This is a genomic window from Mycobacterium tilburgii (assembly GCF_902168065.1).
GTDB lineage: Bacteria > Actinomycetota > Actinomycetes > Mycobacteriales > Mycobacteriaceae > Mycobacterium > Mycobacterium tilburgii.
Genome location: NZ_LR655702.1, coordinates 20,065 through 41,965, shown reverse-complemented (window position 1 = coordinate 41,965; position 21,901 = coordinate 20,065). Strand labels below are relative to the sequence as shown.

Genomic DNA, 21,901 nt, shown 5'->3' with positions numbered 1-21,901 from the left:
GGACGCCGGATAGTAAGGACCGGGCATGCCTCCAGTGATTGAAATTCCGCGCGGGCACAACCCGTTCTCGACCGCGGGCGTGTCCCGGGACCGGGACGGGGTCCCCCGCTACGATAATGTGCCCGTGACGCTGCTGGACATGCTGTCCGAACGCGTCGAGAGACATCCCGACCGGGAGGCAGTGGTGGAGGTCGGCGCCGGCCGATTGACCTACCGGTAGTTGTGGGACCGGGCCGCGCGAGTAGCGGGCGGGCTACGCGCGGCCGGTGTGCGGCCCGGGGACCGGGTGGCGGTGCGCTACCCGGCCGTAATCGATTGGGTGCTGGCGTTTTGGGGCGCGGTCATGGCCGGCGGTGTTGCGGTGGCGGTTAATACGCGGTCGGCGCAGCCCGAGGTCGAGTTCTTGCTCTCCGACGCGGACGTCCGGGCGGACCTGGCCGCGGCCGCGCCGCTGCACGACGGTTACCCATTCGTGGTCGACGAACGCCGACCCGCCGACACGGCCGTATTATTCTACACCTCGGGGACGACCGGGCACCCCAAGGGCGTGCCGACCACACACGAGGCGTTCATCACCAACACCGAGAACACGAATCGGTGCGTGGGATTTTCCACCGACCGTGGCGAGGAACTGCGCACGCTGATCGGTGCCGTTGTTCCACGTGACGGGTTGCAGTTCGCAGCTGCTGGCCATCGCGCGGCTCGGCGGCACCGCGGTGATCATGCCGACGCTCAACCTGAATCTGCTGATCGCCACGCTGACCGCCGAGCGTGTTTCGTTGATGGTCACCGTCCCCGCGGTCTATGCACTGCTGTTGCGGCACAAGGACTTTGCAAAAACCGACGTGTCCGGTGTGGGCTGGGTCTGCTATGGCGGCGCGCCCATCGCGCCCTCACTGGTGCGGGCGGTGAAAAACGCCTTACCGCAGGCCATGGTGTTCAACGGCTACGGCATAACCGAGTCCGCGTCGCTGATGACCGTGCTGCCCGATCGGGACGTCATTGACAACGCCGACTCGGTGGGGTACGCGGTGCCCTCGGAGGACCTCGGCCTGGTCCCGAACGGCGACGACCCCCGCGTCGGCGAATGGGTTGCACGGGGGGCCAATTTGACCGCCGTATACTGGAACCGGGCCGCAGGCCACCGCGGAGACCATCGTCGTCGACGGCTGGCTGCATACCGTCGATGTGGCGCGGGTCGACGACGCGGGCCGCGTACACATCGTCGACCGGCTCAAGGACATCATCAATCGCGGCGGTGAGAACGTGTTTAGCGTCGAGGTCGAATCGGTACTGTTGGCCGCGACGACGGTGGCCGACGCCTGTGTGCTGGCGGTGCCGGACGAAGTCATGGGAGAGAAGGTCGGATCCGTGCTGTTCGGCGGCGAGACGCAGATCGATATGGCGCCCGTGCTCGAGCATTGCCGCGGGAGCTCGCCGACTACAAGATCCCGCAGTACATCACCGTGGTGTCAGAAGCGTTGCCGCGCAACGCCGGCGGCAAACTGCTCAAACCCAAGCTACACGGTGAAGTGCAGTGGGGCGACCCGCTTCGATGACACTGCTGATCGCCAACCGCGTCGAAATCGCGCTCCGGATCATCCGGACCGCCGCCGAAGTGGGACTGCAAACGGTCGCGGTCTACGCCGGGGACGATGCCGAAATCCCACATGTGCACGCCGCGTACGAAGCGATCGGGCTGCCTGGCACCAGTGAGCAGGCCTATCTGGATCAGTCGTCGATACTGGCCGCGGCCAAGAGTGCGGGCGCGCAGCTCATCCATCCGGGGTACGGATTCCTCTCCGAGAACGCCGGTTTCGCGCGCGCATGCGCGGCCGCCGGATACACGTTCGTCGGACCCGACCCCGACGTCCTCGACATGGTCGGCGACAAATCCGCGGCGAGCGCCGCCGCGAATTTGCGCCGGTGCTGCCCGCGACCGAGGGGACGAGCACCGTCGACGACGTGCACGCGTTCTTCGCCGCCCGGGGTCGACCGGTGATGATCAAGGCGCTGGCCGGTGATGGCGGGCGCGGCATGCGCCGCGTGGACATTGCCGAGGAGATCGACAGCGCATACCGACAGTGCGCTGCGGAGGCGCAGCTGGGGTTCGGCAGTTCCGCGGTGTTCGTCGAAGCGGTGATGGCCGATGCCCGCCACATCGAGGTGCAGATCGTCGTGGCACCTGCCGGGGCCCGTACCCATGCGCTGGCCCTCGGGGACCGTGATTGCAGCATTCAGCGTCGCTACCAAAATATCGTCGAAATAGCTCCAGTGCAATGGATTTCGGAGTCATTGCGTCGCGAATTGCATTTGGCCGCGGCCCGGTTGTGCGGCCGGGTCGGACTGCGCGGCCTGGCCACGATCGAATTCCGGGTCTCCGGCAAGCAGTTCGTCTTCCTAGAGATCAACCCCCGCATCCAGGTGGAGCACACGATCACCGAAGAGACCACCGGCGTCGACCTGGTGGCCACCCAGCTCGCGATCGCCGGCGGCGCCTCCTACTATTAGTTGGGCCTGACGTACGGAATCGATTCCGACGGCTATGAATTCATTGGAGAGCCCACCGCGCAGCGGGGTATCGCCATCCAAGCGCGAATCAACACCGAAACGTTGTCGACGGACGGAACCGTGGTGCCCGCGTCCGGAACCCTGACCCAGTTATGTCCGCCGGGCGGCCCGGGCGTTCGGGGTGACAGCTACGGACGGACCGGGCTGACGTTGACCGCGCGGTACGACTCGTTGCTGGCCAAGGTGATCACCCACGTGCACGGATCGTCATTCCCGGCGGCGCTGCGCAAATCACAGACCGCACTGGCCGAATTCGGCATCGAGGGCATCCGCACGAATCTGAACATATTTTGGGAGCTGTTGTCCAACAGTGACATTCATTCGGGAGTGGTGACGACGGATTTCCTAGACGCCAAGTTGCCCGAGCTGGCCGCCGCGGCGCTGGTGCACGAGCACGACACCCGGGTGGCCACTGTCGAGCTGCATTCCGGCGAAGAAGCACTGCGTGCGCAGTTCGCGGGCACCGTGGTCGAGGTCGCGGCCGACGATGGCCAGCGCACCGTAACTCGACGAAGCTGCCGGCGTCGACCAGCTCGACGATGTTCTCCCGGGCGGTGCAGCGGCCCTGCCGGTGCCGCTTGGCCACTGCCGTGTCCCTGCCCCTCGTCGAGGGTGAACAGATGGCGCTGCAGGACTTCGTCGAGATCTGCCCGGGTCCGGTCGAGATCGACTGCAGCGCTGGCGGAGTCACGGCCCAGACCGGCGCCGGTGCGGACGAACACCAGCAGCGGATCACCGGTGCCGACGACCTGGCCCGGGGCCACCAGGGTCCGGACCGTGCGCAGCGCATCCGGTGCGACGAGAACATGCTGCATCTTCATCGCTTCGAGGAAGGCCAACTGTTCGTTGGGGGCTGCTTCGCTGCCCGTGCAGCGCAGCTGCCGGTCCGAAGAGGACCTGATCGCCAACACCCCGGCCGACGGGCCTGGTTGCCGGTGTGGCCACCATCGGCGCCGACCGGTTCGGACCGACGGCGGCCGAGACGGTGGTGTCCTACGACTACACCGTGCTGGCCGGGACCCAAGGCATGCGCAACCACGCCAAGACGGACCGCGTTTTCGAGCTGGCGGCCCGAAAAGCCGTGCCCATCGTGCTCTTTGCCGAGGATGGCGGGGGCCAGCCTGGCGACACCGATGTCGGCGGCGCGGCCGGGTTGGACGTGCCGACCTTCCGGATGCTGGCCGGTCTGCGCGGCCGGGTGCCGTTGTGTCCATCGTCTCCGGGCGTTGTTTCGCCGGCAATACGGCGCTCACCGGGGTGTGCGACGTCATCATCGCGACGCCCGACCCCAATATCGGCATGGGCGTGCAGGCGATGATCGAGGGCGGCGGCTTGGGTGTCTACCCACTCGAAGCGATCGGGCCGATCGACGTGCAGCGCCACAACGGCGTGGTGGACTTGATGGCGCGCGACGAAACCCACGCGGTGTCCTTGGCCAAGCAGTATCTGTCGTACTTTCAGGGCCGTCTTGCCGACTGGGCTGCGCCCGACCCGCGACTTGCCCGACATGTGGTGCCGGAGAATCGATTACGATACGATGTGCGGTTCGCCATCGACCCGATCGTCGACGTCGGCTCCGTTCTCGAGCCGCGGCCCGACTACGGCGTGGGCATCGTAACCGCGCTGGTTCGCGTCGAGGGTGTGGCCTACGGGTTAATCGCCAACAGCAGCCATCACCTATGTGGCGCGATCGACGCCGAAGCCGCCGACAAGTCCGGTGACTTTTTGGCACTGTGCGAATCGTTTCGGCTGCCGGTGATTTCCTTGTGTGACACACCGGGTTTCATGGTGGGGCCGGACGCGGAGAAGCAGGTGGCGGTGCGCCGATTCGGCCGGATGTTCGTGGTGGGCGTGCGCCTGACGGTGCCGATCGGAATGATCATCCTGCGCAAGGGTTATGGGCTGGGCGCGATGGCCATGGCGGGCGGATCGTTTCACGCCCCGCACTTTACGATCGCGTGGCCGACCGGAGAAATCGGCGGAATGGGATTGGAAGGGGCGGTACGGCTGGGCTTCAGCAAAGAGCTGGCCGCCGCGGGCAGTCACCGCGGAACGGGATGAACTGTTCGACCGCCTGGTGGCCGCGGCCTATCAGCACGGCAAAGTGCTGCGCGCCGCGACGACATTCGAGCTCGACGACGTGATAGACCCTCAGACTCCCGGGCGTGGATCACCAGGCTGGCGAAAGTCTGAGGGGTCCGCCGAGGCCTTTTAGCCCGCAGGCTCAGGCGTGGCCGGAGTCGCAGCCCGCGCCCGGCAGACAGCCGGTCCCGCCCGGAACACCGCCTGGACCGAAGAACTCGCCGCCGGAACCGCAGTTGCCGTTGGCGTCGCAGCCGCCGCCACCCGGGTCGTCCTTGAACACGATGTGGGTGGGAGCAGGGCCGGTCATCGCCGGGCCTGTCGCAAAGCTGTCCGCAGTGGCCATCGGCGCGGCGCTGCTCGCGTCCGAGCAACTCGGGCTGGCGCGGTAGTGCTTCGAGACCACCCTATCCTATGCCAAGCAGCGCAAGCAGTTCGGTCGTGCGATCGGCTCCTATCAGGCGATCAAGCATCGGCTGGCCGATCTGTGGTTCGAGGCCGGGGCGGCGAACGCCGCGGCGCGCTATGCCGTCGATACCTGCGTGCACGACGATCCGGACGCCGACGTCGCCACGGCCGTGGCGCAGGCCTACTGCGGAAGGATCGCGGTGTACGCCGCCGAGAAGTGCGTGCAGTTGCACGGCGTCATCGGCATAACCTGGTAATATCCGGCCCACCTTTACCTCAAGCGCGCCAAGAGTGATCAGCTGGCATTCGGCGCCGGCTACCGGCACCGCAGCCGGCTGGGCGAGCTTGTCGACCTGCCCGTCTCGTAGTCCTGGGACAAGGAAGCAAGCGAAATGCGCGTGTTGCTGTCGACCTACGATTCGCGCGGGGCCTTCGGCCCGTCGGTGCGGTCGACGACCACCGCGCGGCGACGCGATCCTCGGAGGACCAACTGCGCACCCATGTGCTGTCGCTGATCGACACGCAGTTCGGTCGCAAGCGGGCCGCCCAGGGATGTGACGCGCTGGTGTGGACGCAGCCGGAGCCACGTCCGTCGCCGACAAGCTCGGCATCCATATCCATATTCGTCTACGCCAGGCTATCACCCGACCTACCTGCCGTCGCCGTACCACGCACCACCGGAGTATGTGGGCCGGGGGATCGGCACCGGTGAGACCGACAACCTGATGATGTGGGACCTCAACGCTCGCGCCGCCAACGCGTTGTTCGGCCCCACACTGATATAAGCTGTCGGGCGTCGATCGGCCTGGCCCCGGTGAGCGACGTGCGCGGTTACGCCTACACCGACCGGCGGTGGCTGGCGGCCGACCCCACCCTGGGCCTGTGGCAGCGGCTGGCCCACCTTGACGTCTTGCAAACCGGCGCGTGGTTGTTGCCCGAAGGAGATCGTGCCGATGGCGATCGCGGCCATCCGCGCACAGGGCCGGCGGGTGCTGCTGTACCGCGGCTGGGCGGATCTGGCGCCCGACGCAAAGACGCCGACGACTGCTTCGCCGTCGGTGAGGTCAACCAGCAGGCGCTGTTCGGCCGGGTGCCCGCCCCGCCGTCGTGCATCACGGCGGGGCGGGCACCACGACCACCGCCGCATGGGCCGGCGTGCCGCAGGTGGTGGTGCCGCATGGGGCCGACCAGGTGTACTGGGCCATTCGAAGAGCTCCGTCATCGCCGCCCAGTGCCGCTCGGCGGCCGCCTCGTCGTAGGGCGGGTTGTCCGGGACGGCGAAACCGCGCGGCCGGATACCACTCGATGGTGTGCTGCACCTGGGCCGCCGTCAGCGCCTTGTCGAGCTGTTCGGCGTTTTTGGTCGTGAACGCGCGTCGTCCTGGGCGCCGCCGACGTAGATCGTGGCCGTCATCCGGTGCGCGAGCAGATGCGGGCTGTCCGCGGCCTCGGTGACCAGGCCGCCGCCGTGGAACGACGCGGCAGTGGCGACGCGGTCGGGCACGCGATCCGCCACCAGCAGCGAGATTCGCCCACCCATGCAGTAGCCGCACACGCCGAAACGTTCGCCGGAAACCTCGGGGCGATCCGACAGAAAGTTGAAGAACGCGCGCTTCGCTGGCCACCTTGTCCGGGGTCAGGGCGCCGATCATGCCGAACAGGCGCCAGCGTTCGCTCTCGTCGCCGAACACGGTGGCCATGTCGAACGGCGCCCACTCGCCGCTGCGGTAATACACATCCGGCAGCAGCACGCGGTGTATATGTACGAGGCCAGCTTGGCCGTCATGTGCTGGAGGATGTCGCACAATCCGCCGGCGTCGGGATACATGATCACGCCCGGCCACGGGACCCGGGCCTCGTGCCCGTTGGGGGTTAGCAGGTGGACGGTGCAACTTCCGTCGGCGGTGTTGATGGTGTCCATGATGTTCGGCATGGCACGCGTTTTACCGCGTTGAACACAGGATTTCCGGTGTCGACCCGCTAAACTGGCCGCGTGCTAATACCGACGCCCTACGAGGACTTGCTGCGCCTGGTCCTGGAAACGGGATCGGCCAAGGCGGATCGCACCGGCACCGGAACCCGCAGCCTGTTCGGCCGGCAGCTGCGCTACGACCTGTCCGCCGGCTTCCCGCTGCTGACCACCAAGAAAGTGCACCTGAAGTCGGTGATCTATGAGTTGCTGTGGTTCCTGCGCGGCGACTCCAACGTCAACTGGCTACACGAACACGGTGTCACCATCTGGGATGAATGGGCCAGCGACACAGGCGATCTGGGCCCAATTTACGGTGTGCAATGGCGGTCCTGGCCCACCCCATCGGGGGAACACATCGACCAGATCAGCGCCGCCCTGGAGCTGCTGCGCACCGACCCGGACTCCCGGCGCAACATCGTCTCGGCGTGGAACGTCGGCGAGATCCCGCAGATGGCGCTGCCGCCGTGCCACGCGTTCTTCCAGTTCTACGTCGCCGACGGGCTGCTGAGCTGTCAGCTCTACCAGCGCAGCGCGGACCTGTTCCTCGGGGTGCCGTTCAACATCGCCAGCTACGCGTTGCTCACCCACATGATGGCGGCCCAGGCCGGCCTGGACGTCGGCGAGTTCATCTGGACGGGCGGCGACTGCCACATCTACGACAACCACCTCGACCAGGTCCGGACCCAGCTCGCTCGCGAGCCCCGACTGTACCCGCAACTTGTTCTCGCCCACCGGGATTCGATCTTCGACTACACCTACGAAGATGTCGTCGTCAAGAATTACGATCCGCACCCGGCGATCAAAGCCCCCGTCGCTGTATGAGAGTCGGTCTGGTGTGGGCGCAGTCCACATCCGGCGTAATCGGCCGCAACGGCGACATCCCCTGGCATGTGCCCGAAGATCTGGCCCGGTTCAAGCAGGTAACGGTGGGCCACGCCGTGATCATGGGACGGCGAACCTGGGATTCGCTGCCCGCCCGGTTGCGGCCGCTGCCCGGCCGCCGCAACATCGTGCTGTCCCGCCAGCCTGATTTCGCCGCCGACGGCGCCGAGGTGGCCCGTTCGCTCGACGCCGCCTTCGAGTCCCTGTCCCAGGCCGAGGTGTGGGTGATCGGTGGCGCACAGATCTACGCGCAGGCGTTGCCGCTGGCGACACGGTGTGAGGTCACCGAGATCGAGGTCGACCTGGTGCGCGACGACGAGGACGCACTGGCCCCGGTGCTCGACGGGGCGTGGCTCGGTGAGACGGGGGAATGGCACGCCAGTCGCTCCGGGCTGCGGTACCGCTTCCACAGCTATCGTCGGGTCTAGAGCACCGACCGTCCCGCCTGACATACTCGACGGCTTCGGTGGGGTCCGGCGCGACGGGGTGTGCCGCATTTCCGGGAGGGGTTTCCCGCGTTTCCGGGGAGAGGGGAGTAGTGGCTGGGACGACCGAACCCACCAAGACGTTTAACCGCAAGTTCATGAGCTACGAGCCTGCGGAAGTCGATGCCCACATCGAGATGCTGACCGCCAAGCAGAAGTTGCTGTCCGACAACGAGAGCCTGCGGGCGCGGCTGACGGATTCTGTGGAGGAGGTTGGTCGCGTTGCGCAAGGAGGTCGCCCTGCTCACCGACAAGTCGCCGGCGCTGCATGTGATGTAGCAACGGATGGCGAAGATGCTGCGCCGCACCGTCGACGAGATCTCGGAGATGCAGGCCGAGGCGGACGCGATGATCGCGGTGGCCACCGCGGAGATCGAGGCGCAGCGGCGCAAGCACGAAGAGGAATTGGTCGCCGTGTCCTCGCGGCGAAAGGCCATGGAGCGCGAGTACCGCGAAGCCAAGGAGGCGCTCGAGGCCGAGCAGGCCGGCCTGCACGACGACGCCTGGCGGGCGCGTGAACAAGCCTGCTGGTCGAAGCAAAGGAACAAGCGGACCGCGAGCGCCAGGAGACCCGGCGGGCCCTCGACGCCGCGCGGGAACAGCGGGTTAAGGTCCGCGAACAACTGCTCGCCGTCTATCGCGACCTGGACTCGGGGTAGGCTGCCTTCGAGGCGGCCTACCGAGAGCAACAGGAACCACCGGAAGACGGCGCCGCCGTCCCGGCAGACGAGACGGTTGGCACGGGGGTGAGCCTTCGCTGAATCATTGCGAACCGACCGGTATTCTCGGCGCGTGTCGACTGCGAGACTGTCCGTCGTCCAGGCCCGGCGTATAGCCGTTGCAGCCCAATGCTTTAACGAGCCTCGCCCGGCCGGGCCGACAACCGCGCACATCTGCGCCGATTGATCTCGAGAATCCAAGTGCTGCAACTAGATTCGGTCTCGGTAGCGGTGCGGGCGCATTACGCCCCGGTGTTCAGCCGGCTCGGACCCTACGACCGTGACGTGCTGGACCGCGCGGCCTGAGCCCCCGTTCGGCGCGGTTGCTGGCCGAGTACTGGGCGCACGAGGCCGCGCTGTGGACGTCGACGACTGGCTGCTGTTGCGCTGGAAGATGCGCCAATACCGGCACGGCCGCTGGGGCACGCACATCGTCAAGGCCAATCCGCAGCTCGCCGACAAGATCGTCGCCGCCGTCAGCGAACTCGGTCCGAGCACCGCCGGACAGATCGAGGCCCACCTCGAGGCCGAGCCGTGCGGCCCCCAGGGCAGCTGGTGGGGCAGCCGCAGCGACACCAAGTGGGCCGCCGAGACGCTGTTCGCCTCTGGCGTGCTCAACACGGCTACCCGGGTCGGCTTCGCCCGCCCTGCTGCCGTTGCTGATTGCCGGTGCTGTCCGCGTCCAGCAGGGTTGAAATGCCCGGCTAAGGTAGCGCCGTGGCCAAAATCGCGCCGCTGCGCGTGCTACTGATTGCCAAGACGGAGTTCCTGGCGCCGCCGGACGTGCCGTGGAGCACCGACGGCCCTGACGTCCAAGGCGGGTCGGCGCTGGTCGAGTTCGCCGGCCGAGCGTGCTACCAGAGCTGGTCGAAGCCCAACCCCAAGACCGCGACCAACGCCGGCTACATCAAGCACATCATCGACGTCGGGCACTTCTCGGTGCTCGAGCACGCGAGCGTCTCGTTCTACATCACCGGCGTCTCGCGCTCGTTGACCCATGAGCTGATCCGGCACCGGCACTTCTCCCACTCGCAGCTCTCCCAGCGCTACGTGCCGGAGGTCCAGGCGCAGATCGTGGTGCCGCCCGGCATGGAGGACGACCCGAAACTGCAGCAGATCCTGGCCGACGCCGCCGACGCCAGCCGGGCGACCTACACCGAACTGCTGGCCAAGCTGGAGGCCAAGTTTGCCGACCAGCCCAATGCGGTGCTGCGGCGCAAACAGGCGCGGCAGGCCGCCCGTGCCGTGCTGCCGAACGCCACCGAGACCCGGATCGTCGTGACCGGGAATTACCGGGCCTGGCGGCACTTCATCGCGATGCGCGCCAGCGAACATGCCGACGTGGAGATCCGACGCCTGGCCATCGAATGTCTGCGGCAGTTGACCCAGGTGGCGCCGCCGGTGTTCGCCGATTTCGAGATCTCCGCGCTGGCCGACGGCTCCGAGGTCGCGACTAGCCCGCTCGCCACTGAAGCCTGAGCTGGCGCAGCCGGGGGGCGTTGAGTGTGCACCCTTGTCGCTGAGTGTGCGTCCTGGGCGACATTGCTCGGCGTGTCGGCGCCCTGAGTGCACACGCGAGGCTCGCGCAACTCCGGTGCGCAGCCGCGCGGCGCGGAAATCCCATTGGCGCCGCCAGGTAATCTGAGACCCGTGAGTTCCGTCGGATTCGATGCCCCCACGTGTCTGGGCACCTTGCTGACCGCAATGGCGACGCCGTTCGGGGCCGACGGTTCGCTCGACCTCACCGCCGCGGCGAAGCTGGCAAACCACCTGGTTGACGCCGGATGTGACGGTCTGGTCGTTTCGGGAACCACCGGCGAATCGCCGACCACCACCGACAACGAGAAGCTCGAGCTGCTGCGGGTGGTGCTGGAAACGGTGGGTGATCGGGCCCGCGTCATTGCCGGGGCCGGCACCTACGACACCGCGCACAGCATCAAGCTGGCCAAGGCCAGCGCCGCCCAGGGTGCGCACGGTCTGCTGGTCGTCACGCCGTATTACTCCCGCCCCCCGCAGACCGGGCTGATCGCGCACTTCACAGCGGTCGCCGACGCGACCGATCTGCCGGTGCTGCTCTACGACATCCCCCCGCGCTCGGTGGTCCCCATCGAGTCCGACACCATCCGCACGCTGGCGTCGCACCCGAACATCGTCGGGATCAAGGACGCCAAGGCCGACCTGCACAGCGCCGGCCAGATCATCGCCGAAACCGGATTGGCCTACTACTCCGGCGACGACGCGCTCAACCTGCCCTGGCTGGCGATGGGCGCCACCGGCTTCATCAGCGTGGTCTCTCACCTCGCGGCCAGCCAGCTGCGGGAGTTGTTGTCCGCCTTCGGTTCCGGTGACATCGCGACCGCGCGCAAGATCAACGTCGCGGTCGCTCCGTTGTGCAACGCGATGAGCCGGTTGGGTGGGGTGACCCTGTCTAAGGCGGGTCTGCGCCTGCAGGGACTCGACGTCGGCGATCCGCGGCTGCCGCAGGTGCCGGCCACGCCGGAACAGATCGAGGCACTGGCGGCGGACATGCGTGCCGCGTCGGTGCTGCGGTGAGCCAAAGGCTGGCCTAGAAGTGGACGAAGCTCTCAGCCCGCCCGGTCCGTTGGCCGCTGGTGGGTTGCGGGTGACCGCGCTCGGCGGCATCAGCGAAATCGGGCGCAACATGACCGTTTTCGAGCATCTCGGTCGCCTGCTCATCATCGACTGCGGGGTGATGTTCCCCACCCACGACGAACCCGGCGTCGACCTGATTCTGCCCGACCTGCGGCACATCGAAGACCGGCTCGACGACATCGAGGCGCTGGTGCTCACGCACGCCCACGAGGACCACATCGGGGCGATCCCGTTCCTGCTCAAGCTGCGGCCCGACATCCCGGTGGTCGGCTCCAAATTTACGCTGGCGATGGTCGCCGCCAAATGCCGCGAGTACCGCCTCAAGCCCGTGTTCGTCGAGGTCAAGGTGGGCCAGCAGACCCGGCACGGGGTGTTCGACTGCGAGTATTTCGCGGTGAACCATTCGATTCCCGATGCGCTGGCCATCGCGGTGTTCACCGGGGCCGGAACCGTGTTGCACACCGGCGACATCAAGCTCGACCAGCTGCCGCTGGACGGTCGGCCCACCGATCTGCCCGGCATGTCACGGCTGGGCGGCACCGGCGTCGATCTGTTCCTGTGCGACTCGACCAACGCCGAAATCCCCGGCGTCGGCCCGTCCGAGAGCGAAGTCGGTCCCACACTGCACCGGTTGATCCGGGGTGCCGACGGCCGCGTCATCGTGGCGTGCTTCGCCTCCAACGTCGACCGCGTACAGCAAATCATCGATGCCGCAGTGGCTTTGGGGCGGCGCGTGTCCTTCGTCGGGCGGTCCATGGTGCGCAACATGGCCATCACCCGGGAGTTGGGCTTCCTGCGCGTCGCGGATTCCGACCTGATCGACATCGGGGCCGCCGAGATGATGCCACCCGAGCGGGTGGTGCTGATCACCACCGGCACCCAAGGCGAGCCGATGTCGGCGCTGTCGCGGATGTCCCGCGGCGAGCACCGCAGCATCACGCTGACCGCGGGCGATCTCGTGGTGCTGTCGTCCTCGCTGATCCCCGGAAACGAGGAGGCCGTCTACGGCGTCATCGACGCGCTCTCCAAGATCGGCGCCCGAGTGGTTACCAATGCCCAAGCACGGGTACATGTTTCGGGCCATGCCTACGCCGGGGAACTGCTGTTTCTGTACAACGGAGTGCGGCCCCGCAACGTGATGCCGGTGCACGGCACCTGGCGCATGCTGCGCGCCAACGCCAAGCTGGCCGCCAGCACCGGAGTGCCCGAATCCTCGATCCTGTTGGCGGAGAACGGTGTCAGCGTCGACTTGGTGGGCGGCCGGGCATCGATCGCCGGAGCGGTGCCGGTCGGCAAGATGTTCGTCGACGGTCTGGTCACCGGCGATGTCGGCGACATCACGCTGGGGGAGCGGCTCATCCTGTCCGAGGGCTTCGTCGCGGTGACGGTGGTGTTGCACCGGGGTACCGGCCTTTCAGCGACCACGCCGCACCTGCATTCGCGGGGGTTCTCCGAGGATCCCAAGGCGCTCGAGCCGGTTGTGGGCAAGGTCGAGGAAGAGTTGGAGGCGCTGCTCGCCGGCAACGTGACCGACCCGGTCCGGATCGCGCAGGGCGTACGGCGCACCGTCGGCAATTGGGTGGGCGAAACCTACCGCCGGCAACCGATGATCGTGGCGACCGTCATCGAGATCTAGCGGCCCTTGTTGGTTTCAGGAGCAGTCGATGGATCGCAGACCAAACATCCCCGCGCATCGGGAATGTGGCGACCACCCGCACGGCGCTCAGCGCGAACGCGCTCACGTATTGCGTGACGCTCGCGACCGAAAAGACTCCCGGGACATGGCCACCGAAATACCGCACCACGCCAACCTTGTGAACCTCTAAGATCGGCCCCTCGGCCTCGAGTTCGTCGTGCGGCTCTGCGGGCATATCGGACAACCGCGCTGGAGGTCATCGACATCAGCCTTGGCGAGCCGTGGTGTCGCTCGTTGGCCACGCACCTGGGCCACTTTGAGCAGGGTGAAGAGAGGGGGCTGCGGTCTACGCGTACGCCGACCATTCCAGCTGCGACGCCTTGAGGTCGCGTCCGGTGGGCGCCACGTAGCGCGCCACGAGTTCGTCCAGCCGAACCGATAGCGGCAGCCCGCCCAGCACCCGTCGGACCGTCTTGGCCATGCAGGCTCTGTTCACCGGCAGGTCGACCATAGAAGACCGGCATACGGATCTGCCGGTTCAGCAGATAGGCACGGGTGTCCAAACCGGCGCCCAGGATGACCACCGCATTGATGTCGTCACGGGCCTCGGCGAGCTTGTCGGCGATGAACCGCTTACGGCAGGCCAGGTTGGCCCACTGGCCCGGGCCTGCCCACTCCGACCCACGAATCATCAACTGCTGCAACGGTGTCACCCGCGTCGCGGCGACCAGCAAGCGCAGCGGAGCCGGCAGGAACAGGTCAGCAAGGTCGTCGTTCACCAGCCGGCGCGCCGGCGGTTCGATCTGATCGACGGCGGCCAGCACCATTGGGCCTAAGGCTGTCTGTGCCGCAGGGTTTCGTGCCATGGCTGCTACCTGTTCAAAAGCCCGCATCGACCGGCAGCGTGACGCCGGTAATGTAGCGGGCCTGATCGGATACCAGCCACGCCACCGCGTTGGCGACGTCCTCCACGTCGAGCACCTCCACGGGCATAGCGTTGCCCATCGCGTCGGGCGCATCGGTCGCGGCAGCCATCTTGGCCAGCCAGTCGCGGGTGAATTCGTTGTTGATCATCGGGGTGTCCACACCGGAGGGGTGAATCGAGTTGACCCGAATCATCTGCCCGGCAAGCAGGTTCGCGTACACACGCATCAACCCCACGACACCGTGCTTGGCGGCGGTGTAGCCGACGGAACCGGCGTCGGCGCTTCCCACGCTGGTCAGTCCCGCGCTCGAGCTGATCAGTACGATCGAGCCCCCCGTGCCCTGCTTGACCATGGTCGGGATCGCGGCCTTAATGGTGTTGTAGACGCCGGTGAAGTTGACGTCGATGACGTCCGTGCCAGCCGTCGTCACCGGATTGCATCGGAGCGATACCGGCGCTGGCCACCACGATGTCGAGCCGGCCGAACTCGTCGACACCGGCCTGCACCGCCGCCGTCAGGGCGGCGCGATCGCGCACATCACCCTGTTTTGCCACGATGCGGGCGCCGGTGTCTTCGACGAGTTTGACGGTGGCCGTCAGGTCCTCGGGCGTGGCCAGCTGGTTAGGTGACGCTGGGGATCTGCGCGCACAGGTCGACGGCATGATGGCGGCACCGTCGGCGGCCAGGCGAACCGCGTGCGCGCGGCCCTGTCCGCGGGCCGCGCCGGTGATCAGCGCGACCTTTCCCGCCAGGGGACCCGACGGATTAGCCTCGGTGACTTGCGCAATTGCCCCTTGTCGGGGTCGTCCGCCGGGAGGGGCTGCAGGGTCTTGATGTCCGGCGGCCCGGCCAGGTGGTCGCCGGCCGCCGCGAATAGCTTGCCGATCGCGGGGGCGGTGCTGTGTACCTTGAGCGCCTCTTCGTCGGCCCACCGTTCGATGAACACGAAGGTCTCGTCGCTCTGATGCACCGAGTTCAGCTGGCATCCCGGCTCTTCGTGCACTTCTTCGACGGCGGTCGGGTTGTGGGGATGTCGCAGGACGGTGTCGACCGACTCGGGTTTCACGGTCAGGATGGCGACGACGGCGAGCATCGGGGCTCCTTGCGGGGTAGTGGGCGGGATGGCTGTCACCTTAGTCACACCGCCGTTCGCGCTGGTGTCATGGTTGCGGGCCTCGCGCGGGTCCCTTGCGGGTGCTTTTCGGGTGCCATAGTGCGTCGATGACCTAACCAAGACACTTTGTGACCAGTGTGGCTGATAGTGAATATGGGTCGATTGCGACTAAACTGAATACCATGGCTAGTAAGACCGCCGCCCGCTTCGCAACTCGAACGAGCAGGTCAAAGGCCACTTCGCGCGCCAGCGGGTCCCGAAGTGCGCGTCCGGCACCCCGCAAACGGCCGAGCAGGCCCGCCAAGCGGCGCAACCGGTCGCTCCTGGTCGCCACCGGGGTGACCTGTGGACGCGCGCTGCGCGCCACCTGGCTGATGGCGGCTCGGGGCACCGGCGGCGCCGCCCGGTCGATCGGGCGCGCCCGCGACATCGAACCGGGGCACCGCCGCGACGGCATCGCACTGGTTCTGCTCGCCCTGGCCGCCGTGGTCGCCGCGAGCTCATGGTTCAACGCTGCCCGACCGGTCGGCGCCTGGGTCGACGAGGTGCTGCGCACCTTCATCGGCGCCGGCGTGCTGGCTCTGCCGGCGATCCTCGGCGCGGTGGCGGTGCTGCTGATGCGCACCGAGCCCAGCCCCGAAGCGCGGCCCCGGTTGACCCTGGGTGCTAGCATGATCAGCCTGTCGCTGCTGGGCCTGCGGCATCTGTGGTCCGGCTCGCCGGACGACCCCGAATTACGCCGTCGCGCAGCAGGATTCATCGGCTTCGCGTTCGGCGGGCCGCTGTCGGAGGGGTTGACCCCCTGGATCGCGGCGCCGCTGCTGTTCATCGGCGCGCTGTTCGGGTTGCTGCTGCTGACCGGGACCACCATCCGCGAGCTGCCCGAGGCCATGCGCGCGATGTTCCACACGCGATTCGTCGACGACGAATACGACGACTATGACGATGGCTACGCCGACGATTATGCCGAAGACCAACCGCGCGAAGACTTTTCCGACGGTTATTACGACGGCGGGTTCGACGAGGAGCCGCGGGCGTGGCCCGCGACTGTCGCGCTGGACGGACCGCCCGCCGACGAAACCCCGACCGTTCCGGCCCTCAAGGACAGACTGGCCAAAAGCCGACGGCGCGGCGCCAGGAAGCAGGACACGCAGGTGCTGGACCGGGTCGTCGAGGGCCCGTACAACCTGCCGTCGCTCGAGTTGCTCGTCGCCGGCGACCCGCCCAAGAAGCGCAGCGCGGCCAACACCCAGATGGCCGAGGCCATCGGTGAGGTGCTGACCCAGTTCAAGGTCGACGCCGCCGTCACCGGCTGCACCCGCGGACCGACCGTCACCCGCTACGAGGTGGAACTGGGGCCCGGCGTCAAAGTCGAGAAAATCACTGCGCTGCAAAAGAACATCGCCTACGCGGTGGCCACCGAGAGCGTGCGGATGCTCGCCCCGATCCCGGGCAAGTCCGCGGTCGGTATCGAGGTGCCCAACACCGACCGGGAAACGGTCCGGCTGGCCGACGTGCTCACCGCGCCGTCCACCCGACGCGACCACCATCCGCTCGTCATCGGGCTGGGCAAGGATATCGAAGGTGATTTCATCGCGGCGAATCTCGCCAAGATGCCGCACCTGCTGGTGGCCGGCTCCACCGGCTCCGGTAAGTCCAGTTTCGTCAACTCGATGCTGATCTCGCTGCTGACCCGGGCCACACCGGAGGAGGTCAGGATGATCCTGATTGACCCGAAGATGGTGGAACTGACGCCCTACGAAGGTGTTCCGCACCTGATCACCCCGATCATCACCCAGCCGAAGAAGGCGGCGGCGGCGCTTGCCTGGCTGGTCGAGGAGATGGAGCAGCGCTACCAGGACATGCAGACATCCCGGGTGCGGCACATCGACGACTTCAACGCGAAGGTGCGTTCCGGCGAGATCACCACACCGCTGGGCAGCCAGCGCGAATACCGGCCGTACCCCTACATCGTCGCGATCGTCGACGAGCTGGCCGACCTGATGATGACCGCGCCGCGCGACGTCGAGGACGCCATCGTGCGGATTACCCAAAAGGCCCGCGCCGCAGGCATTCACCTGGTGCTGGCCACCCAGCGGCCGTCCGTCGACGTCGTCACCGGGCTGATCAAGACGAACGTACCGTCACGGTTGGCGTTTGCCACCTCGTCGCTCACCGACAGCCGCGTCATCCTGGACCAGGCGGGCGCGGAGAAGCTGATCGGCATGGGTGACGGGCTCTTCATGCCAATGGGTGCCAGCAAGCCGTTGCGGCTGCAGGGTGCGTTCATCACCGACGAGGAGATCCACGCCGTCGTCACCGCCTGCAAAAACCAGGCCGAACCCGAATACACCGAAGGCGTCACCACCGCCAAGCCCACCGGCGAACGCACCGATTTCGACCCCGACATCGGCGACGACATGGACGTCTTCCTGCAGGCCGTCGAACTCGTGGTGTCCTCGCAGTTCGGCTCGACCTCGATGCTGCAGCGCAAGCTGCGCGTCGGCTTCGCCAAGGCCGGCCGGCTAATGGACCTGATGGAGACGCGCGGCATCGTCGGGCCGTCCGAGGGCTCTAAGGCCCGCGAGGTGCTGATCAAACCCGACGAGCTCGCCGGTACTCTGGCGCTGATCCGCGGCGGGGCGAACGCCGACGGCGGCGACGACGTTACGGAGGACTGACCGGCCGCGCCGAAGGTCGGCGCGCGGCGGACGTCAGAGCTTCAGCAGCATGCGGGTGTTGCCAAGGATGTTCGGCTTGACGTAGCTGAGGTCCAAGAACTCGGCGACACCGATGTCGTAAGAGCGGCACATCTCCTCGAACACCTCGGCGGTGACGGGCGTGCCTTCGATCTCGGTGAACCCGTGCTTGCCGAAGAACTCGGTCTCGAAGGTCAGCACGAAGATGCGCTTCAGCTGTAGCTCGCGGGCGACGTCGATCAGCTTCGTGACGATGGCGTGCCCGACACCGTGGCCGGTGGCGGACGGGTCGACCGCGACGGTCCGGATCTCGCCGAGGTCGGACCAGAACACGTGCAACGCGCCGCAGCCGACCACCTTGCCGTCCAGATCGGCGACCCAGAACTCCTGGACGGCCTCATACAGCGTCACCAGGGCCTTCTCCAGCAGGATCTTGCCCGCATAGGTGTCGACGAGATGCTTGATCGCGAGCACGTCGGAGGTACGGGCACGCCGGACAGCGACCTGCTGGTCACCCCGGGAAGTTTGGGTCACGGATAACAGTATTGACATCCGGGGCAGGTGCGCTGGTCAACCGCTATTCTGAGGCGGTGTCAGGGCAGCCGCAGACTGGACCTGTGGCAGGACGTGTCAGCATCGCCAACCTGGCCAACGTCCTGACGCTACTGCGGCTCGTGCTGGTCCCGATCTTCCTGCTCGCCCTGTTTGCCGGCGGCGGCCACGAATGCGCCGCTCGCATCGTGGCTTTCGTGGTGTTCGCGGTGGCGTGTATCACCGATCGGCTGGACGGCCTGCTGGCCCGCAACTACGGCATGGCGACCGAATTCGGCGCGTTCGTCGATCCGATCGCCGACAAGATGCTGATCGGGTCGGCGCTGGTGGGCCTGTCGATGCTGGGCGACCTGCCCTGGTGGGTGACCGTGCTGGTGCTCTTCCGCGAGATCGGGGTAACGGTGTTGCGGCTGGCCGTGATTCGCCGCGGCGTCATTCCCGCCAGCTGGGGCGGCAAACTCAAGACCTTCGTCCAGGCGGTCGCGATCGGGTTGTTCGTGCTGCCGCTGTCCGGGCCGCTGCTGACGGCGGCATCGGTGGTGATGGGCGTCGCGATCGTGTTGACGGTCATCACCGGAATCGACTATGTCGTCTCGACGGTCAGGGAAATGCGGCGGACGGGAACCTAGACCGTGGCGGCCGGCGTTAACCTGATGAAGCCGCTTGGCCGGACGAAGGAGAGCAGGATGCCGCCATTGGTGCGCGAAGTGATCGGCGAGGTGCTGCGCGTGGCCCGAATCTCGCAGGGCCGGACGCTGCGCGAAGTTTCCGACACGGCGCGGGTGAGCTTGGGCTACTCGGAAGTGGAGCGCGGCCAAAGAAGCCTCCAGCGAGCTGTTGCACGACATCTGCGCCGCCCTGGACATCCCCCGATGTCGACCGTGCTGACCGACGCCGGTGAGCGGATGGCCGCCGAGGAACGCGCCGCCTTCGGCGCGACGAGCATCGACGCCAGCACCAAGGTGGTCATCCCGCCGGTGGCCTGACTGCCCGGTGGTGCCCGGCAACGCCGATCGCGCATCAGGGGTGGGGTGATCGGCGCTGACCCGATAAATTGAGCGGCAAGGTGATCGCTAGGGCCTACCAGGGGTCCTCAGCACACGGAACCGAAGTTGGAGCTAACTCATGGCCAATCCGTTCGTCAAAGCGTGGAAATACGTCATGGCGCTGTTCAACGCGAAGATTGACGAGCACGCCGACCCGAAAATTCAGATCCAGCAGGCCATCGAGGAAGCGCAGCGCACTCACCAGGCGCTGGCCCAGCAGGCCGCGCAGTTGATCGGCAACCAGCGGCAGCTGGAGATGCGGCTCAACCGGCAGCTGGCCGACATCGAGAAGCTTCAGGTCAACGTGCGGCAGGCGCTGACGCTGGCTGACCAGGCCACCGCGGCCGGCGACGCCGCCAAGGCCACCGAGTACAACAACGCCGCCGAGGCGTTCGCGGCCCAGCTGGTGACCGCCGAGCAAAGCGTCGAGGACCTCAAGGCCCTGCACGACCAGGCGCTGCAGGCCGCCGCGCAGGCGAAAAAGGCCGTCGAGCAGAACTCGATGGTGCTGCAGCAGAAGATCGCCGAGCGAACCAAGCTGCTCAGCCAGCTCGAACAGGCCAAGATGCAGGAACAGGTGAGCGCGTCGTTGCGGTCGATGAGCGAGATCGCCGCTCCGGGCAACACCCCCAGCCTCGACGAGGTGCGCGACAAGATCGAACGGCGCTACGCCAACGCGGTCGGCGCCGCCGAACTGGCGCAGGGATCGGTGCAGGGCCGCATGCTCGAGGTCCAGCAGGCCAGCGTGCAGATGGCGGGCCATTCCCGGCTCGAGCGGATCCGCGCGTCGATGCGAGGCGACGCCCTGCCGACCGGCGGGAGCGCCGCGCCCGGTGCGACGGCCGCTCCCGCTCCCGCCGAGGGCGCCGGGGGGCAGGTCGCCGAGAAGCCGGTCGGTCAGTAACTGCACGGCCGGTGTGACATGGCGGTGAAGGCCACGCAGGACGGACTGTGGCGGACCCTGCAGCAGGGGTTGAACACGACCGCCGACCTGTTCGGCTTCGTCGCCCAAAAAGATCAGCGCTGCCGCGGATCCCTGCACGCGACTGCTGCGTCGCTGCCGTCGCGTGCTGCGGGTGGGCGTGGGTATTCACCCTCGGTGCCGCGTTCTGGGCCGTGGTGACCGCGGTGCTCGCGTGGTGGGCTGGTTCGTGCTGCTGCAGATCACCGGCGGCATCGCCGTGCTCCAGGTGGTGCCCGCGACGTTGCTGTTCTTCCGTTACCACTGGTTGAAGTCGGAGTCGCTGCCGGCAGGGGCCGGCCCGCCGCGGCGCGCCGATTGCCGCCGCCCGGTTCGGCGGCGCGCTCCGCGATGTACGGCCCTGGGCGCCTCCGAGCGGGGATTCTTCTCACTGCTGGGCGGTCATCGAGCGCAGCGCCATGCTGCCGGCCGACGAAATCGGCGAGCTGACCGCGGCGGCGAACAAGACCGCGGTGGCGATGGCCGCCACCGCCGTGGAGGTGGTGTCGATGGAGCGGGCGGCGCAGGACTCCGAATCCTCGCGGTTCTACCTGGTGCCCGCCATCAACGCGTTCACCGCGTAGTTGAGTTCCGGCGTTCGGCAGTACAACGAAATGGTCACCGCTGCAGCGCAATTTGGTCTCGTCGGCCAACGGCGACGCCGGGCTCGTGGCGGCGTACCAGCTGTATCGGGCCGAGTTGGTCCAGGCCACCGACCGGCTCACGGGTTGGGCCCAGGCGTTAGACGAACTCGGCGGATTACCGTTCTAGAACGACGCTTTGACCCGACGGGATCACCAGGCCCGCCAGCTCCCGCAGCAACGCCTTGGTCATGTCGAAGAAGTCGAAGTAGTTCCGCCACAGCGTGATTCGGCCGTCGTGCACCTCGAACAACCCGCACACCCAGAACTGCAGCCGCAGCGGTCCGAAGGTCAGCGCGTCGGAGCGTTCAGGGAGCACCGCGGCGCCGTCGGCGGCGATACGGTGGAACTTGGCCTCGCACCCCGCCCGGCCGTCCATCCGGTGGAACAACTGCATGGTGCGGCGGCGGCCGTGGATTGTCGGGAGGCCGACATTTTGGTAGACGAGGTTTTTATCCAGGGGTGTCCTCCAGGGTTTTGAAGTCCGCGTCCTGCAGGGCGTTGAGACATCGTTCGACCGTGCGCGTGTTGGCGACGGCTGTCTGGCTCAGCTCGGTCATGTTTGCCAGCGTAGGCGCGGGCCGCCGCGGTGTT

General features: G+C 67.1%; 16 protein-coding genes and 10 pseudogenes. 18 read left to right on the top strand and 8 right to left on the bottom strand.

The annotated features are described in order from the left end of the window. Positions 1-25 precede the first annotated feature (25 nt). Positions 26-1,559, top strand: a pseudogene (locus FQ389_RS07865) (class I adenylate-forming enzyme family protein). Continuing rightward, positions 1,556-4,764 (top strand): annotated as a pseudogene (locus tag FQ389_RS07860) (carboxyl transferase domain-containing protein). Before FQ389_RS07865 ends, FQ389_RS07860 begins: the two co-directional pseudogenes overlap by 4 nt. A gap of 31 nt (positions 4,765-4,795) precedes the next feature. Here FQ389_RS07860 and FQ389_RS07855 read toward each other — a convergent pair. Next, positions 4,796-4,999 carry a hypothetical protein gene (locus tag FQ389_RS07855; RefSeq protein WP_144206646.1) on the bottom strand — a complete coding sequence of 68 codons (204 nt, stop codon included), beginning with the start codon at positions 4,997-4,999 and terminating at the stop codon, positions 4,796-4,798. Between FQ389_RS07855 and FQ389_RS07850 the strand changes: the two are divergent. Then, positions 4,989-5,429: pseudogene (locus FQ389_RS07850) on the top strand (acyl-CoA dehydrogenase family protein); the annotation flags it as partial. The gene FQ389_RS07855 and the pseudogene FQ389_RS07850 sit on opposite strands and share 11 nt — an antisense overlap. A gap of 348 nt (positions 5,430-5,777) precedes the next feature. Further along, positions 5,778-6,276, top strand: a pseudogene (locus tag FQ389_RS22290) (nucleotide disphospho-sugar-binding domain-containing protein); the annotation flags it as partial. On the opposite strand, the pseudogene FQ389_RS19450 reads toward FQ389_RS22290, so the two are convergent. Beyond that, positions 6,269-6,994, bottom strand: a pseudogene (locus FQ389_RS19450) (dienelactone hydrolase family protein); the annotation flags it as partial. The pseudogenes FQ389_RS22290 and FQ389_RS19450 sit on opposite strands and share 8 nt — an antisense overlap. Before the next feature lie 60 nt (positions 6,995-7,054). Here FQ389_RS19450 and FQ389_RS07840 point away from each other — a divergent pair. The 7 genes and pseudogenes from FQ389_RS07840 to FQ389_RS07810 all read left to right on the top strand — a co-directional run bounded on the left by FQ389_RS07840 (position 7,055) and on the right by FQ389_RS07810 (position 13,368). Continuing rightward, positions 7,055-7,855 carry a thymidylate synthase gene (locus FQ389_RS07840; protein ID WP_144206644.1) on the top strand — a complete coding sequence of 267 codons (801 nt, stop codon included), beginning with the start codon at positions 7,055-7,057 and terminating at the stop codon, positions 7,853-7,855. Further along, positions 7,852-8,343, top strand: a complete 492-nt coding sequence (locus FQ389_RS07835; RefSeq protein ID WP_144206642.1) for a dihydrofolate reductase — start codon at positions 7,852-7,854, stop codon at positions 8,341-8,343. Before FQ389_RS07840 ends, FQ389_RS07835 begins: the two co-directional genes overlap by 4 nt. 155 nt (positions 8,344-8,498) lie before the next feature. Continuing rightward, positions 8,499-9,161 (top strand): annotated as a pseudogene (locus FQ389_RS07830) (cell division protein DivIVA). Between the two features lie 238 nt (positions 9,162-9,399). Beyond that, positions 9,400-9,870 carry a DNA glycosylase AlkZ-like family protein gene (locus FQ389_RS22285; protein WP_407662807.1) on the top strand — a complete coding sequence of 157 codons (471 nt, stop codon included), beginning with the start codon at positions 9,400-9,402 and terminating at the stop codon, positions 9,868-9,870. Next, positions 9,837-10,598 (top strand): FAD-dependent thymidylate synthase, encoded by a 762-nt coding sequence (gene thyX, locus FQ389_RS07820; protein WP_144206641.1) that lies wholly within the window; start codon positions 9,837-9,839, stop codon positions 10,596-10,598. Before FQ389_RS22285 ends, thyX begins: the two co-directional genes overlap by 34 nt. A 171-nt stretch (positions 10,599-10,769) precedes the next feature. Beyond that, positions 10,770-11,672 (top strand): 4-hydroxy-tetrahydrodipicolinate synthase, encoded by a 903-nt coding sequence (gene dapA / locus FQ389_RS07815; protein ID WP_144206640.1) that lies wholly within the window; start codon positions 10,770-10,772, stop codon positions 11,670-11,672. Between the two features lie 19 nt (positions 11,673-11,691). After that, on the top strand, positions 11,692-13,368 hold the full coding sequence (locus FQ389_RS07810) for a ribonuclease J (RefSeq protein WP_144206638.1): 1,677 nt from the start codon (positions 11,692-11,694) through the stop codon (positions 13,366-13,368). Positions 13,369-13,795: 427 nt separating this feature from the next. Here FQ389_RS07810 and FQ389_RS07805 read toward each other — a convergent pair. The 4 genes and pseudogenes from FQ389_RS07805 to FQ389_RS07795 all read right to left on the bottom strand — a co-directional run. Continuing rightward, a pseudogene (locus FQ389_RS07805) lies at positions 13,796-14,234 on the bottom strand (SAM-dependent methyltransferase); the annotation flags it as partial. A gap of 13 nt (positions 14,235-14,247) precedes the next feature. Next, positions 14,248-14,724: an SDR family oxidoreductase gene (locus tag FQ389_RS22280; protein ID WP_407662806.1), complete on the bottom strand. Its 477-nt coding sequence runs from the start codon at positions 14,722-14,724 to the stop codon at positions 14,248-14,250. After that, a complete protein-coding gene (locus tag FQ389_RS22275) occupies positions 14,663-14,980 on the bottom strand; it encodes an SDR family NAD(P)-dependent oxidoreductase (RefSeq protein WP_407662808.1) in 318 nt (105 codons plus the stop codon). The genes FQ389_RS22280 and FQ389_RS22275 overlap by 62 nt, the downstream gene beginning before the upstream one ends. A 44-nt stretch (positions 14,981-15,024) precedes the next feature. Continuing rightward, on the bottom strand, positions 15,025-15,387 hold the full coding sequence (locus FQ389_RS07795; RefSeq protein WP_144206670.1) for a putative quinol monooxygenase: 363 nt from the start codon (positions 15,385-15,387) through the stop codon (positions 15,025-15,027). A gap of 203 nt (positions 15,388-15,590) precedes the next feature. Here FQ389_RS07795 and FQ389_RS07790 point away from each other — a divergent pair, with 203 nt between their 5' ends. Beyond that, the gene (locus FQ389_RS07790) at positions 15,591-18,089 is read left to right on the top strand and encodes an FtsK/SpoIIIE family DNA translocase (RefSeq protein ID WP_144206636.1); all 2,499 of its coding nucleotides are present in this window, start codon (positions 15,591-15,593) and stop codon (positions 18,087-18,089) included. A gap of 33 nt (positions 18,090-18,122) precedes the next feature. On the opposite strand, the gene FQ389_RS07785 is transcribed toward FQ389_RS07790, so the two are convergent. After that, a complete protein-coding gene (locus FQ389_RS07785) occupies positions 18,123-18,659 on the bottom strand; it encodes an amino-acid N-acetyltransferase (protein WP_144206634.1) in 537 nt (178 codons plus the stop codon). Positions 18,660-18,697: 38 nt separating this feature from the next. On the opposite strand from FQ389_RS07785, the gene pgsA reads away from it, so the two are divergent. From pgsA to FQ389_RS23075, 6 genes and pseudogenes are all read left to right on the top strand, one after another. Then, positions 18,698-19,288 carry a CDP-diacylglycerol--glycerol-3-phosphate 3-phosphatidyltransferase gene (gene pgsA / locus FQ389_RS07780; RefSeq protein ID WP_144206632.1) on the top strand — a complete coding sequence of 197 codons (591 nt, stop codon included), beginning with the start codon at positions 18,698-18,700 and terminating at the stop codon, positions 19,286-19,288. Positions 19,289-19,345: 57 nt separating this feature from the next. Then, positions 19,346-19,645 (top strand): annotated as a pseudogene (locus FQ389_RS07775) (helix-turn-helix domain-containing protein). Between the two features lie 139 nt (positions 19,646-19,784). Further along, entirely contained in the window at positions 19,785-20,609 is an 825-nt protein-coding gene (gene pspA, locus FQ389_RS07770) for a phage shock protein PspA (protein WP_144206630.1), read from the top strand. Positions 20,610-20,772: 163 nt separating this feature from the next. Beyond that, positions 20,773-21,006, top strand: a pseudogene (locus tag FQ389_RS23085) (hypothetical protein); the annotation flags it as partial. A gap of 79 nt (positions 21,007-21,085) precedes the next feature. Further along, positions 21,086-21,250 carry a hypothetical protein gene (locus tag FQ389_RS23080; protein ID WP_456085318.1) on the top strand — a complete coding sequence of 55 codons (165 nt, stop codon included), beginning with the start codon at positions 21,086-21,088 and terminating at the stop codon, positions 21,248-21,250. An 85-nt stretch (positions 21,251-21,335) separates the two neighbouring features. Then, positions 21,336-21,437, top strand: coding sequence for a hypothetical protein (locus FQ389_RS23075; RefSeq protein ID WP_456085317.1), 102 nt, complete (start codon positions 21,336-21,338; stop codon positions 21,435-21,437). On the opposite strand, the pseudogene FQ389_RS07760 reads toward FQ389_RS23075, so the two are convergent. Beyond that, positions 21,426-21,867, bottom strand: a pseudogene (locus tag FQ389_RS07760) (limonene-1,2-epoxide hydrolase family protein). The gene FQ389_RS23075 and the pseudogene FQ389_RS07760 overlap by 12 nt on opposite strands. Positions 21,868-21,901: the final 34 nt, after the last annotated feature.

Coding starts and splice junctions, on each gene's coding strand:
- FQ389_RS07855 (WP_144206646.1), bottom strand. CDS start 4,999: ATGGCCACTGCGGACAGCTTTGCGACAGGCCCGGCGATGACCGGCCCT.
- FQ389_RS07835 (WP_144206642.1), top strand. CDS start 7,852: ATGAGAGTCGGTCTGGTGTGGGCGCAGTCCACATCCGGCGTAATCGGC.
- FQ389_RS07795 (WP_144206670.1), bottom strand. CDS start 15,387: ATGCTCGCCGTCGTCGCCATCCTGACCGTGAAACCCGAGTCGGTCGAC.
- FQ389_RS07790 (WP_144206636.1), top strand. CDS start 15,591: ATGGCTAGTAAGACCGCCGCCCGCTTCGCAACTCGAACGAGCAGGTCA.
- FQ389_RS07785 (WP_144206634.1), bottom strand. CDS start 18,659: ATGTCAATACTGTTATCCGTGACCCAAACTTCCCGGGGTGACCAGCAG.
- pspA (WP_144206630.1), top strand. CDS start 19,785: ATGGCCAATCCGTTCGTCAAAGCGTGGAAATACGTCATGGCGCTGTTC.
- FQ389_RS23080 (WP_456085318.1), top strand. CDS start 21,086: ATGCTGCCGGCCGACGAAATCGGCGAGCTGACCGCGGCGGCGAACAAG.